Here is a 15,017-nt window from a genome sequence, read left to right as displayed (position 1 = left end):
AATATTTTATGGGGAGAAAAAGAACATGTATAAAATATTAATTGTGGAAGATGATGAAAAAATTGCAGAAATATTAGAGGAACATTTAGAAAGGTATGGCTATCAATCATTTAGGACGAGCGATTTACGTCAAATAAAAGATGAGTTTGTGAAAATAAATCCTCATCTCGTATTACTTGATATTAATTTACCGTACTTTGATGGTTTCTATTGGTGTCGTCAAATCCGTACTGTATCGAATGCACCGATTATTTTTGTTTCTGCAAGAACAGGCGAAATGGATCAAGTGATGGCGATTGAGAATGGTGGAGATGATTATATTACGAAGCCATTCCATTTAGATATCGTAATGGCAAAGGTGAAGAGTGCACTTCGCCGTGGATATGGTGAGTATGCTTTGGCAGCGGAAAGTGATTGTTTAGGTGTTAATGGGTTGTTATTATTCCCATCACAGCACACAGTAGAATGGAAAGGGCAACAAACGGAACTGACAAAAAATGAGTTTTATTTATTAGAATGTTTAATGAAACAAGCAAATCAATACGTAACGCGTGAAGAGTTGCTAGAGGCTTTATGGGATGAAGTAGCTTTTGTTGACGATAATACATTAACTGTGAATGTAAAGCGTGTAAGGAAGAAATTAGAGGAGCTAGGTATTAAAAATGCAATTGTCACAAAGCGTGGGTATGGTTATGCTCTTCTAACTGAGTGGGGCGAAGGGCATGAAGGTTAAAAGTTACCTCATAGATCGTTTTTCCTTAATCCTTTCTTACATTATAAGCCTTTGTTTATTTGGGCTCGTATTGCAGTTACAAAGTCTTTTAGAAAAGCGGTCACTTGACTGGAGTACGTGGTTATATGGACTTTTATTAGGGACAGTTGTGTTTAGTGTATACCTTATTTACGATTACCGAAAACGAAGTGTGTTTTTAAAGAGAATAGAACAATATGTTGCCAGTGGAAATACATTACATGACTCTTTACTTATCGATACTTCTTATACGTCAGAGCAAGAGATGGTCGTTGAGTCTTTTACGTTGTTAAGGCAGCAATATATGAATGAAGTTCATAAACAGCATGCGAAAGAGCAACAGCAAATGATATTTATGAACCAGTGGATTCATCAAATGAAAACACCAGTATCTGTTATTGAATTAGTATTGCAGAAGTTTGGTAAAGAGCATCGTGAAGCGAGAGAAACAGTTGAAAGTATTCGTGAAGAAAATAACCGCATACTAAATGGTTTAGATTTAGCGTTACATATGGCAAGACTAGAGCAGTTTGCAAAAGATTATAAAGTAGAAGTAGTAAATGTGATAGATGTCATTCGAGGCATTATCAATGAAAATAGAAAGTCTTTCATTCAATCTTCTGTATTTCCGAAAGTGATGTTTGAAGAAGATGCTTGTATGGTTGCATCGGATAGAAAATGGCTGAGTATTGCTATCGGTCAAATTGTTGTAAACGCAATTAAGTATACAAAAATTTCAGAAGCAGGGAAAAAAGAAATTCAATTTCAAATTGAAGAGAAAGATCAAAAGGTGTTATTACATATTAGGGATAATGGAATTGGTATTCCAGAGCAAGATGTAAAGCGTATATTTGATCCATTCTTTACGGGGGTAAATGGCCGTAAAACGAGAGAAGCGACTGGGATGGGGTTATATATTACAAAGGAAATTTGTGATAATTTACATCATGGAATTTATGTGCAATCGGTTGAAGGAGAAGGAACGACATTCACGTTCCAATTTGCAAAAGATGAAGAATATCATACATTAATGAGAAAAATGACAAAACTGTAAGATAACAAAACGTTTTGTAAGGAAAATCACTCGTTTCTTTTTCTTATTTTTCTTATAGTAAATGTAAGAAGAAAACACATAGGGGGATTAGAAATGAGTGTTCTTGAAGTAAAAGGATTAACAAAGGTGTATCAATCGAAAGGTTCAGTAGCGACGACTGCTTTAAATGATATAAATTTTAAAATTGAAGAAGGCGAATTTGTAGGGATTATGGGTCCTTCAGGAAGCGGAAAAACAACACTTTTAAATTTATTAGCAACAATTGATAAGCAAACTTCAGGTCATGTGCTTGTAAATGGGGAAGAAATTAATCAAATGCGTGCTGCAAAATTAGCAGAGTTTCGCCGTACACATTTAGGATTCATCTTCCAAGATTTCAACTTACTTGATACGTTATCGATTAAAGAAAACATCATTTTACCGCTTGTAATGGCGAAGAAATCTGTAAATGAAATTGATACGAAAGTGTTGGAAATTGCGAAGTTTTTAAACATCGAAGAAATTTTAAATAAAAAAGTATATGAAGTATCAGGCGGACAACAACAACGTGCAGCAGCTGCAAGAGCAATTATTCACGAACCGACGCTAATTTTAGCAGATGAACCAACTGGAAACTTAGATTCAAAATCAGCGAAATCATTAATGGGAGCGCTGCAAGATTTACATGAGCAAAAGAAAGTGACAATTGCAATGGTAACGCATGATCCAGTAGCGGCTAGTTATTGCGAACGTATCCTCTTCATACGCGATGGAGAAATTTTCTCGGAAATACATAAAGGGAGAACGAAACAAGCCTTTTTCCAAGAAATTTTGGACGTACTTGCGATGCTAGGAGGAGAATATCATGAACTTTCGCCAGCTCGCGCTTAATAACGTAAAAGGAAATTGGCGTAATTATAAAGCGTTTCTTATTAGTAGTTGTTTATCGATTGTCGTATTTTTCATGTATGCTTCTTTTATTTATCACCCAGATATAGTAAGCGGTAATATTAGTATGAAGACGATGGTTACAAAAGGATTAGAATCGATGAATTATATTGTAGTCATCTTCTCAGCACTCTTTATTTTATATGCAAATTCAACGTTTTTACGAGCAAGAAAAAAAGAATTTGGTCTACTAACATTAATAGGTGGAACGAAATCTCAACTTGGCCGAATGATTATATTAGAGCAAATGATGTTAGGTAGTATTGCGATTGTAGTAGGTATTGGGATTGGAATGCTTTGCTCCAAACTTTTCTTCCAAGCATTAAGTGTATTATTGAAAATAGATAAAACACTTCCACTTGTATGGAATAGTAAAGCAGTTCTTATTACAGCCGGTATATACTTTATTCTCTTTTTAATTCTATCATTGTTTAGTGTTTGGACAGTAGGACGCTTGCAAATTATTGATTTGTTAAGAGAAGCAAGAAAACAAAAAATGGAGCCTTTTGCATTTACATGGTTATGTGTAGCAGGTATAGGATGTATCATTGCTGCATATGTCCTTTGTTTCCAAGTAACAATTATGAATTTCATGATGTATTTTTTACCGATTGTAGGGCTGACAATTGGCGGAACATATTTACTGTTTACACAAGGTAGTACAGTCATATTAAAAGCGTTGCAAAAAAGAAAACAATCATTTTATACATATCCAAACATGTTCGTCCTTAGCAATCTTATTTATAAAATGAAAGATAATGCTCGTTTTCTATTTGTCATTTCTATCATTACGGCGGTTGTATCTTCAGCAGTTGGTACACTGTACGTATATTTTGAAAATATGAGTGCGAAAACGGTAGATATTACGCCTCATGCTATTTCATATGAGGAAAAGGGAGTAAATACACATAACATTATTAATGAAGATACAGTACAAGAAATTGTAAAAAAACATGGATTTGAAGATGCACGAGAATTAAATTTTGTAAAACTACCTGCAACGCAGAAGGTAACGTTTTTTAACAGTGAGCATGAAGTACCAACTGCCATTATTTCAGAGAAAGTATATAATGCGGAAGTGCGTAAACAAAAAAGGGAAGAAATTAGCGAAGTTCATAATGCACCAGGTAGTGCGACGATGATCATGAGTGATATGACGAATGATTTAGTGAAGATAGATCGTACGAAGCCATATGAAGTTACAATGAATGGCCAAAAACAGTTTGTTCAGCTAAATGAACCAACTTCATATTCGGTGTTTAATGATGACAATTATCTCATTGTGAATGATCAAGATTTTGAGAAATATGCAAAGCTCGTACCAGATGAAGAAAAGACGAAATATTATGGTTATTATATTGAAGATTGGAAAAGTACAGAAGAGCTTGTGCTAGATTTGAAGAAGGAAATTGCACCAGAAAAACAAGGAGAATTGAAAAGCTCAGTGCTTGCTTATAAAAATATAAGAGAAGCAGGAGCAATTACAATGTTCATCGGCTTCTTCGTAGCAGTACTGTTCTTCTTCTTTGCTTGTAGTATGACATACTTTAAATGGTTTAATGATAAAGAACAAGATCGTATTCAGTTTAAATCGTTGAAGAGAATTGGTATGACAGATAAAGAAATACGTAAAATTGCGCTTCGACAAATGGGCGTTATCTTCTTTATCCCAATTTTGATTGGTGCGATTCATAGTGGATTTGCCCTTCATACGTTAGGGAAAATGCTTTATATCGATTTATGGAAATCAGGTGCGATTGTAATTGGAGCATACATTTTAGCCTCTGCGATTTACTTTATGATCGCGCAAAGAGGATATTTAAAACACGTAAAAAGCTAGGGAAACCTCTAGCTTTTTGCCTATGTAGTAAGTTACAGGAGGACGATAGATGAATATTCGGCAACTAGCGCTACAAAATATAAAGGGAAATTGGCGTAATTATAAAGTGTTTTTCTTGAGTAGTTGTTTTGCAATATTTGCGTCTTTTGCATATATGTCTGTTATTGTACATCCGTATATGCAAGAGACGATGTGGTATCAAAACGTCCGCTGGGGACTTATCATATGTAACGTTATCATTATTTCTTTTTTCGTCGTATTTATTTTGTATTCTACTTCTATTTTCATAGAAGCACGTAAGAAAGAATTAGGGTTATATATGTTAATGGGCGCAACGAAGTCTAACGTAATAGGAGTGATTATGGCCGAACAAATATTGATTGGGATATTTGCTAATATTTTCGGTATTGGGCTTGGTATGATCTTTTTGAAACTCTTTTTCATGGTGTTTAGCATGCTAATGCGTCTTCCGAAAGAACTCCCTGTCATATTTGACGTGAAAGCGATTGGTGTAACATTTGTTACGTATATGATCGTCTTTATTATCTTATCTTTTATAAGTGCTTTACGTATATGGAATATAAAAATCATTCGGTTATTAAAAGAATTTCGCACAGATAAAAGAGAGAAGAAAACATCAAAGTGGCTTTGTTTATTCGGGTTTGCTTGTTTAGGGATAGGATATGCGTTAGCGCTACAAGTGACGATGGCAACGATGGCATTATACTTTTTTCCGGTAGTTATATTAATTTCTCTTGGGACGTATTTCTCGTTTACACATGGCGTTACACAAATATTAGAAGTAATAAAGAGAAATAAAAAAATTATGTATACATATCCGTATTTATTTATAGTGAATCAATTGTCACATCGAATGAAGGAAAATGGTCGCTTTTTCTTTCTGTTGTCTATGGCAACGACTTTTGTAGTTACGGCGACAGGTACCGTGTTCTTATATTTTTCTAGTATGCAAGATATGTGGCGGGACGGAGGAGTACACTCGTTTTCGTACATAGAAAAAGGTACTTCTGCTCATGAAGTCTTTGAGGAAGGTGCAGTTGAAAAATTACTGCATCAATATGGGTATGATGATTTTCAATCTATGAGCTTTGTTGGAGTGTATGCATCTTTTCAGTCCAATAAGGGAGAAACAGAGGTAGCGCCGCTTATAAAGGAAAGTGAATATAATCAAGAGGCAAGAAAACAAAAGCAGAAAACGTATCATCCTAAAAAAGGAACTGTTACACTTGTTTATTATAATAAGCGTAACCATCCGAATGTATATGATAAAAAAGAGATTCAATTACAAGTAATGAATCAAACGCATCCCTTCGCATTTAACGGTCAGAAAGAAGGGGTACAATTTAACTATCACCCTTCGCACATTAATGGTCTTTTTTTCGTCATGAATGATGAAGATTTTGAAAGTATAGCAAATACAATTCCGGATTCTGAAAAAATGATATATAGAGGCTACACATTACCAGCTATCGAAAATACGAAGGAATTAAACGCTGATTTACGAAAACATATGAACCAAGATACAAATGATGCATTTCGAAGTAATATGGAGTTATATGTGAATATGAAAGAGTTCGGCGATATTACTCTATTTGTAGGCTCATTCATTAGTATATTATTCTTTCTTACTTCATGTAGCATCGTATATTTTAAATGGTTTCATAATATTGCATCGGATCGAAAGCAATACGGGGCACTTTCTAAACTTGGAATGACGAAGGAAGAAGTGTGGAAGGTTTCTCGTTGGCAATTATGTATGCTATTTTTTGCGCCTATTATAGTAGGAAGTATGCATAGTGCAGTTGCGTTATATACGTTTCATAATACTGTCTTTATGGACGGATCATTAAGAAAAGTGGGCGTATTCATTTTGTTTTACATCGCTGCATGCATCATTTATTTCTTCTTCGCCCAAAGAGAATATAGGAAACATTTAGACTAGCGAATGCTAGTCTTTTTTTAAATATTCAAAATTTACATAGAAGAATATAAAAAAGTATGGTATAACAGTAAGAAAACGAAAAAGAGAGGGAAAAGACGATGATTCGAGTAGGATATTTAGGACCAGAGGCAACATTTACAAATATGGCGGTGAGTCGTTTTTTTCCGGAAGCAGAGCATGTACCGTATCGAACGATTCCAGATTGTATAGATGCAGCTGCAAATGAAAATGTAGATTTCGCAGTTGTACCGCTAGAAAATGCGATTGAAGGTTCGGTAAATATAACGGTTGATTACCTTGTACATGAGCAGCCGCTTTCTATTGTAGGGGAAATTACAGTACCGATTCAGCAGCATTTACTTGTACATCCGCAGTATGCAGAAGTGTGGGAAGAAGTATATGCAGTGCATTCTCACCCGCATGCTATTGCACAATGTCATAAGTTTTTAAATGAAGAATTAAAAGGGGTAACCGTTCGAGATATGACATCAACAAGTGCTGCGGCACAATATGTGAAAGAACATCCTGAAGAAAAAATCGCCGCTATTGCAAATGAAGCAGCAGCAGAAAAATACGGATTAACAATTGTAAGAAGTGGTATTCATACGCATAAAAACAATCATACACGTTTCCTTGTTCTCCATAAGAAAAAGAAAGCAGTACTCCCAAATAACGGAGAAAATCGCGGAGAGAAAACGACGCTTATGATAACGTTACCTGCAGATTATGCAGGAGCGCTATATCAAGTGTTATCAGCTTTCGCATGGAGAAAATTAAATTTATCTAAAATTGAATCTCGCCCGATGAAAACAGGTCTTGGAAATTACTTTTTCTTAATCGATGTCGATAAAGCATACGATGACGTATTATTGCCGGGTGTAACGAAGGAACTTGAAGCACTTGGTTTTTCTGTTACGGTGCTTGGGAGTTATTCTTCTTATTGGTTGTAGTAATTAATAAAATCCCACCTGCAGAAGGCGGGATTTTTTATTTTAACTTCGCAAGACGATCCTCTAACTGACTACGCCAAATATCAGCTAGTTCTGGGACAGCAAGAATTTTTTCAAGACCATCTCTATCTTTTCTATTATGGAAATAGATTGCGTTAGAGAAAAGAACAGAAACATTACTTGGATGACGCTCTAGTAATGTTATTTTAGAATCTTTACGCACGATACCTTCTTGAAGAACGCGGCATAGGTAGCCAGTAAATCCAGTTGCTACAATGCGCGGCAGTATGCCAGGAATACCGAGGCGTTTTGAAATAGTGCTACAAGGTACGCGAGCTTGTGTTACTTGAATGATTGCTTCACCTAGTTGATATGTATCTCCGATGCAAACATCATGCTCTAACATATTTGTTACGGTAATGTTTTCACCAAATGTAGAAGCTGGGAGCGTAGTTTGAAATTCTTCTTCCCATAGTGCGTAATGCTCATATGGGTATACACAAACAGCGCGATCAGGCCCACCATGATGTTTTAAATCCGCTACATCATCACCACGAAATCCGTCTTTTGAGAGAAAAGCTTCTTCTGTAGGATCCTTACATATACCTGTTATCATTTCTTTATCTTCGCCATATTTCATTTGTTTCGGTTTACCAGTGCTAAAGTGAACGAGTTCAATTCCCATATTCGATCTCCTTTACAATTGATTACAATATTATATCACTTACAAAATAAAAGCACAGAGAATTATAAAAACTCTGTGCTTTACATTAATAAACGAGGAATCCAGCTTTATCTAGTGCATCGCAAGCGGCATCTAACTTTTCTTTAGAATCTGCTTCAATTGTATGTAAGTGAATACCATCTGTTAGCTGCGACAGGTAAGAAGCATTTGTGTTTTCGATTTTCTGTAAATATTGCTCTACATCAAAGCGATTACTTACCATAATGGATGCTGTTAAGTCACCGTACACTGGATGCTCAACCTTTACGTCTTTAATCGTAACGCCGTGGTCAACAAGCATTGTAAGCTCTTGACGTACTTCTGCTGGTTTATGTTGGCATACGATTACGCGTTCAAAAGTTTGTTGTTTCGTTTGTGGTTTTAAATATAAATATCCTTGAGCAGTTGCAATAATTGGTTCATTTCTTGCTTTAAGCAAGGAAATATCTTGCACGATAACTTGTCTACTTACGTTCGTCTTTTTTGATAGTTCACTTCCCGATAATGGTTCATTTGCAGCAAGAAGCCACTGAAGGATAAGCTGTCGTCTTTCTTCACCTAAAATCTTTTTTTGTTCATTTTGTTTCATTATGATTTAACACCTCTATAAAATTGATTTCCAATTGTGTGTAGTGCATGAATAGTAGTATCAATTTGATCTTTCGTTGTTTGTTGTCCGAAAGAGAAGCGGACATATTGTTTTGCCTCTTCATACGTTTTTCCAATTGCAAGCATTGTTTTCGAAGGTTCTTGTTTACCGACTTGGCAAGCACTTCCGGTAGAAATAGCAATACCGCGGCGGTTGCACTCTAGCATTGTATATTGACCTTCTATTCCTTTTATTGTAACCCCAATAATATGTGGTAAACAAGAAGCAGAATGACCTTCTACTTCAATTTCTAGCGGAAGTGTTTGTAATTGCTCTAAAAAGTAGGATCGTAACCCTTTAAAACGCAAGCTCTCTGCTTGTTGATTTTTTAATATATTCTCAGAAGCTGTTAAAAAAGACGCGATGCCGGGAACGTTCACTGTACCAGGGCGAAATCCTTTTTCATGAGAAGTTCCTGGAAATATTTGTTCCCAGCGAACTTGCGGATTTATATAGCAAGCGCCGACACCTTTTGGTCCATATATTTTATGTGCTGATACAGACAAACTATCAATCCCCATCTCAAAAACATGGATAGGAAGTTTACCAAACGTTTGCACACAATCCGTATGAAATAAAACATTGTGTTTTTTTAAAATTGCCCCAATCTCTGCTATGTTTTGAACGGTTCCGATTTCAGAGTTTCCGTGCTGTATACTTGCTAGAACAGTATCCTCTGTAATAGCTGCTTCTAAATCTATTAAATCAATAAGCCCACCTTTATTAACAGGGATTTCTGTAATCGTATAGCCCTTCGTTTTTAAAGATTGAAAATAACTTCGAATGGATGCGTGTTCCATAGGGGTCGTAACGATATGTTTTCCGCTTTTCGCATTTAGAAGGGATTGAATGGCGAGATAGTTCGATTCTGATCCGCCGCTTGTGAAGAATACCCCTTGTTCTTTTCCGCCAATCATTTCTGCAAATGTTTTTCTGCAAACTTGTAATAAGGAAGAGGCTGTTCCTCCAATATCATGTAAACTTTGTTCGTTTCCAAAGTATTGTGTTGCTGCCCTCATATATGTTTGTAACGCTTCTTTGCTCATAGGTGTAGTAGCTGCATAGTCAAGATATATCATCGTGTAAGTTCCTCTCTCTAGTAAGAGTTACATTTCTTGTATTTTTTAAATGGTAGTGAAAATAAGAATTATAAAAAAACTCTTGTCATTATTTTAAAACTATGTAAATATAGGTGTCAAGACAGTTGAAAAGTGTAAAGTAGGGGGCAACAATTATGCCAAGTGCAGATGTCTTAATTATTGGAAGCGGCGTTGCGGCACTTCGTGTTGCAAAAGAGATTTGTCACGAAAAGAATGTGATTATTATCACAAAGGGGACAGAACGTAATAATAATACACATTTAGCCCAAGGTGGAATTGCGGCAGCTGTTGCTACATATGATGATCCTCATGATCACTTTGAAGATACGTTAGTAGCAGGATGTCATTATAACGATGAAGAAATGGTCCGTTATTTAGTCGAGGAAGGACTGGAAGAAATAAATAATCTCATTGACGATGGAATGAAATTTGATGGAGATGAAACGGGTCCTCATCTTGGAAAAGAAGGAGCACATCGAAAACGCCGTATTTTACATGCAGGTGGCGATGCAACAGGAAAGAATTTATTAGAGCATTTCATTCAAGAAGTAGCTCCGTACGTTACGGTAGTAGAACAGGAAATGGTGCTCGATTTTATTATAGAAAATGATAAATGTGCTGGAGTTTTAACACGAAATAGTGAAGGAGAACTGAAGCGTTACGATGCAAATTATACGGTGTTAGCAACAGGAGGAATTGGCGGTTTATACGCCTTCACTTCTAATGATAAGACAATTACTGGTGATGGACTTGCAATGGTATACCGCGCGGGCGGGAAGCTTGTAGATTTAGAGTTTATACAATTTCATCCGACGATGTTATACGCGGGTGGGCGATGTTGCGGCCTCGTTTCTGAAGCGGTCCGCGGCGAAGGAGCTGTCCTTATTAATGGAAAAGGGCAGCGTTTTATGATGGATATACATTCAGAACAGGATCTAGCGCCTCGTGATGTAGTGGCAAGAGCTATTCATGAACAGCTACTTGCGGGTGAAAAAGTGTATTTAAACATCGAAATGATTCAAGACTTTGAGCAACGCTTTCCGACCGTGTCATCAATATGTAAAAGGAATGGTGTCGATATAAATGAAAAACGCATTCCGGTCGTACCCGGTGCTCATTTTCATATGGGCGGCGTGAAAACGAATTGTGATGGGGAAACATCCATTCCGAACTTATACGCAGTTGGTGAAGTAGCTTGTAATGGTGTGCATGGCGCAAATAGATTAGCAAGTAATTCATTATTAGAAGGTCTTGTGTTTGGAAAAAGAATCGGACAACACATTTTATCTAAAGCGACAAAAGAAAGATCAAACGTATTGGCTGAGAAGGAAGAAAAATTTATCGTTCTCAATGATTTACCGGCGAAAGAAGAAATACAAGGATGCATGATGAAATATGTTGGGATTGTGCGAACAGAGCAAAGTTTATCTTATGCAAGGAAATGGCTTAGTAAGTACGGTGTTCGCAATATGATATTGCAACATAATGCTCTTACAAATGAAGAAATCACGCTTATAAATATGTTAACGGTTTGTGAGCTTATAGTCATATCAGCTCTGCAAAGAGAAGAAAGCATTGGTGGGCATTATCGAAGTGATTATCCAGATAGAAATGCAGTAAAGAAAGAGGTCGTTCGAGTAAAAAGAAAACTACAATTTGTGTGATGAGGGGAAGAGGGGTTTTATGAACACGATAAAAGTTAAAGAAGCATTAAATCGATTTTTTCTAGAAGATATAGGAGAAAGAGATGTAACATCTCAGCTTATTTTTCCAGATAACTTGCTTTCGAAAGGAACGTTTCTTGCGAAGGATACAGGGGTCTTTGCGGGACGTTTAGTAATTGAAACGGGATTTAAATTAATTGATGAGAGAATTGAAGTTGAGCTGCATAAAAAAGATGGGGATCTTGTAGAAAAAGGCGAAATAATAGCAACGGTTCAAGGCCCAATCGCGTCGTTATTAACAGCAGAGCGCGTTATATTAAACGTTATTCAGCGCATGAGCGGGATAGCGACGATGACACGTAAAGCTGTTCTTGCTTTAGATAGCAGTCATACACGCATTTGCGATACGCGAAAAACGATGCCAGGACTACGTATGTTTGATAAGTATGCAGTCGTGTGCGGAGGTGGATTTAACCACCGCTTCGGTTTATATGATGGTGTCATGATTAAAGATAATCACATTGCTTTTGCTGGATCGATTACAAAAGCTGTTACATCGGTGAAAGAAAAATTAGGACATATGGTGAAAGTAGAAGTAGAAACAGAAACTGAGGAACAAGTGAGAGAGGCTGTAGCTGCTGGTGCGGATATTATTATGTTCGATAATCGTACGCCAGATGAGATTCGGGAGTTTTCAAAGATTGTGCCAAGCGCCATCGTTACGGAAGCTTCAGGAGGCATTACAATTGAAGATTTAGCGAAATACGGAAAAACAGGGGTAGATTATATTTCACTTGGAGCGTTAACGCATTCAGTGAAAGCACTTGATATTAGTTTCAATATTGAGGAGTAAGGAAAGTGGCTTAGAGGGGGAGAACGGTATATGAGTATTTTAGAAAAAGTACAGCCAATTGAAACGGTGTTACCAGAGCGTTATTACACGATGTCAACGGAAGATATGGAAAAGCGTGTTCGTGAAATTAAAGAAAAAATGGGGAAAACGTTATTTATTCCAGGGCATCATTATCAAAAAGATGAAGTTGTACAATTTTCAGATGCAGCAGGGGATTCACTGCAACTTGCACAAGTTGCAGCGAGTAATAAAGAGGCAAAATATATTGTATTTTGTGGCGTTCACTTTATGGCAGAAACAGCAGATATGTTAACGACAGATGAACAAGTTGTCATCTTACCAGATATGCGTGCAGGTTGTTCGATGGCAGATATGGCAGACATTGAACAAACAGAAAGGGCATGGAAAGAGCTCACAAAATTATTTGGAGATACGATGATTCCGTTAACGTATGTAAACTCTACAGCTGCGATTAAAGCGTTTTGTGGTCGTAACGGAGGAGCAACAGTAACTTCTTCTAATGCAAAACAAATGGTATCTTGGGCGTTTACACAAAAAGAACGTCTCGTCTTTTTACCAGACCAACATTTAGGAAGAAATACAGCATACGATTTAGGTATCCCGTTAGATAAAATGGCAGTATGGGACCCACATACAGGTTCATTAGAGTACGATGGAGATATAGAAGAAATTCAAGTGGTTTTATGGAAAGGGCATTGTTCTGTTCATCAAAACTTTACTGTGAAAAACATTGAGAACGTACGAAAAAATCATCCGGATATGAATATTATTGTACATCCGGAATGTTGCTATGAAGTTGTAGCTGCTTCGGATTATGCGGGTTCAACGAAATATATTATTGATATGATTGAAGCAGCCCCATCTGGAAGCAAATGGGCAATTGGTACAGAAATGAATTTGGTGAACCGAATTATTCAGCAACATCCAGATAAAGAAATTGTTTCACTTAATCCATTTATGTGTCCGTGCCTAACGATGAACCGAATCGACTTGCCACACTTATTATGGGTGCTTGAAACGGTAGAAAGAGGAGAAGAAATTAACGTTATTAGCGTAGATAAACAAGTCACGGAAGAAGCAATTCTCGCATTAAATCGTATGTTAGAGCGCGTGTGAAGCAGCGGGATTCCCGTTGCTTTTTTTCATGCATATAATCATAACGAGAACGAAATGGGCATACATTGTTTTGAAGAAATCATTGTGATTTTTCTATACTTATTCCACTTCTAACTATATTGAAAATAGAAGAAGTGATAAAAGTGAAAAGAAGTTAACGTGAAAGGGTTACTTCATGAGATTTGTTACTTATAGATAAGTTATACAGGAGGGGGAAAATTTGAAAATTCATATTGTGCAAAAAGGGGATACCCTTTGGAAAATTGCGAAAAAGTATGGAGTGGATTTTGATACGTTGAAACAAACAAATACACAACTTAGTAATCCAGATTTAATCATGCCAGGTATGAAAATTAAAGTACCATCAAACAGCGTTCATGTGAAACAACATGCTGGGGCAGGTTCAGCACATCCAAAACAATACGTAAAAGAAGTGCAGCAAAAAGAATTTGCAGCAACACCAACTCCACTTGGAATAGAAGATGAGGAAGAAGTTACGTATCAAACAGCACCAATTACACAGCAGCCTGCTATGCAACAAACACAAAAAGAAGTACAGGTAAAACCGCAGAAGGAAATGCAAGTGAAGCCGCAAAAAGAAGTACAGAAAGAAAAGCCAGTTCAAAAAGAAAAACCAATTGAGAAACCAATTGAAAAACCAATTGAAAAACCGTCTGTTATTCAAAAACCAGCTGTGATAGAAAAACAAAAACCGGCGGAAAAAGAAAACACAAAGTTTTCGATAAATGTATTACCACAGCCGCCACAACCACCAATAAAACCGAAAAAAGAATATAAAATTTCAGATGTAATTAAAAAAGGAAGCGAGTTAATAGCTCCTCAAATTACTAAAATGAAACCTAACAATATTATTTCTCCGCAAACGAAAAAAGATAATATAGTATCACCACAAGTGAAGAAAGAAAATGTAGGGAATATCGTGTCACCACAAGTGAAAAAAGAAAATGTAGGGAATATCGTGTCACCACAAGTGAAGAAAGAAAATGTAGGGAATATTGTGTCACCGCAAGTGAAGAAAGAAAACATAGGGAATATTGTGTCACCGCAAGTGAAGAAAGAAAATGTAGGAAATATCGTGTCACCGCAAGTGAAGAAAGAAAACGTAGGAAATATCGTGTCACCGCAAGTGAAGAAAGAAAACGTAGGAAATATCGTGTCACCGCAAGTGAAGAAAGAAAACGTAGGGAATATTGTGTCACCAAATGTATCGAAAGAAAATGTAGTTATTCCACAAGTAATACCACCAAATATTCAAGTACCAAACATCATGCCAATCATGGATAACAATCAACCACCAAACATCATGCCAATCATGGATAACAATCAACCACCAAACATCATGCCAATCATGGATAACAATCAACCACCAAACATCATGCCAATC

12 protein-coding genes and 1 pseudogene are annotated in these 15,017 nt (G+C 36.5%); 10 read left to right on the top strand and 3 right to left on the bottom strand.

The window, feature by feature from the left end:
* Positions 1–25 precede the first annotated feature (25 nt).
* The 6 genes from MR065_RS17630 (at position 26) to pheA (ending at position 7,485) form a co-directional block, all read left to right on the top strand.
* Positions 26–733, top strand: coding sequence for a response regulator transcription factor (locus MR065_RS17630; RefSeq protein WP_097905995.1), 708 nt, complete (start codon positions 26–28; stop codon positions 731–733).
* The gene (locus tag MR065_RS17625) at positions 723–1,805 is read left to right on the top strand and encodes a HAMP domain-containing histidine kinase (protein WP_242214575.1); all 1,083 of its coding nucleotides are present in this window, start codon (positions 723–725) and stop codon (positions 1,803–1,805) included. Before MR065_RS17630 ends, MR065_RS17625 begins: the two co-directional genes overlap by 11 nt.
* Positions 1,806–1,898: 93 nt before the next feature.
* A complete protein-coding gene (locus tag MR065_RS17620) occupies positions 1,899–2,675 on the top strand; it encodes an ABC transporter ATP-binding protein (RefSeq protein WP_088230692.1) in 777 nt (258 codons plus the stop codon).
* On the top strand, positions 2,650–4,572 hold the full coding sequence (locus MR065_RS17615; protein WP_242214574.1) for an ABC transporter permease: 1,923 nt from the start codon (positions 2,650–2,652) through the stop codon (positions 4,570–4,572). The genes MR065_RS17620 and MR065_RS17615 overlap by 26 nt, the downstream gene beginning before the upstream one ends.
* A gap of 49 nt (positions 4,573–4,621) precedes the next feature.
* Positions 4,622–6,535 (top strand): ABC transporter permease, encoded by a 1,914-nt coding sequence (locus tag MR065_RS17610; RefSeq protein WP_242214573.1) that lies wholly within the window; start codon positions 4,622–4,624, stop codon positions 6,533–6,535.
* Between the two features lie 98 nt (positions 6,536–6,633).
* On the top strand, positions 6,634–7,485 hold the full coding sequence (gene pheA / locus MR065_RS17605; RefSeq protein ID WP_242214572.1) for a prephenate dehydratase: 852 nt from the start codon (positions 6,634–6,636) through the stop codon (positions 7,483–7,485).
* A gap of 37 nt (positions 7,486–7,522) precedes the next feature.
* Here pheA and MR065_RS17600 read toward each other — a convergent pair whose 3' ends face one another.
* The 3 genes from MR065_RS17600 to MR065_RS17590 form a co-directional block, all read right to left on the bottom strand.
* On the bottom strand, positions 7,523–8,170 hold the full coding sequence (locus MR065_RS17600) for an MOSC domain-containing protein (RefSeq protein ID WP_242214571.1): 648 nt from the start codon (positions 8,168–8,170) through the stop codon (positions 7,523–7,525).
* Between the two features lie 85 nt (positions 8,171–8,255).
* Positions 8,256–8,798, bottom strand: coding sequence for a transcription repressor NadR (locus MR065_RS17595; RefSeq protein ID WP_242214570.1), 543 nt, complete (start codon positions 8,796–8,798; stop codon positions 8,256–8,258).
* A complete protein-coding gene (locus MR065_RS17590) occupies positions 8,798–9,937 on the bottom strand; it encodes an IscS subfamily cysteine desulfurase (protein WP_242214569.1) in 1,140 nt (379 codons plus the stop codon). The genes MR065_RS17595 and MR065_RS17590 overlap by 1 nt, the downstream gene beginning before the upstream one ends.
* Before the next feature lie 155 nt (positions 9,938–10,092).
* On the opposite strand from MR065_RS17590, the gene nadB reads away from it, so the two are divergent.
* From nadB to exsA, 4 genes and pseudogenes are all read left to right on the top strand, one after another.
* A complete protein-coding gene (gene nadB, locus MR065_RS17585; protein ID WP_242214568.1) occupies positions 10,093–11,622 on the top strand; it encodes an L-aspartate oxidase in 1,530 nt (509 codons plus the stop codon).
* 19 nt (positions 11,623–11,641) lie between these two features.
* Positions 11,642–12,475, top strand: a complete 834-nt coding sequence (gene nadC, locus MR065_RS17580; protein ID WP_242214567.1) for a carboxylating nicotinate-nucleotide diphosphorylase — start codon at positions 11,642–11,644, stop codon at positions 12,473–12,475.
* A gap of 30 nt (positions 12,476–12,505) precedes the next feature.
* Positions 12,506–13,612, top strand: a complete 1,107-nt coding sequence (gene nadA / locus MR065_RS17575) for a quinolinate synthase NadA (protein WP_242214566.1) — start codon at positions 12,506–12,508, stop codon at positions 13,610–13,612.
* Between the two features lie 220 nt (positions 13,613–13,832).
* A pseudogene (gene exsA / locus MR065_RS17570) lies at positions 13,833–15,017 on the top strand (spore coat assembly protein ExsA); the annotation flags it as partial.

Origin of the sequence: Bacillus cereus group sp. BfR-BA-01383, assembly GCF_022663495.1 — a bacterium.
In the GTDB taxonomy this organism is placed as follows: Bacteria; Bacillota; Bacilli; order Bacillales; family Bacillaceae_G; genus Bacillus_A; species Bacillus_A cereus_AU.
This window is presented reverse-complemented; position numbering and strand designations above follow the sequence as displayed.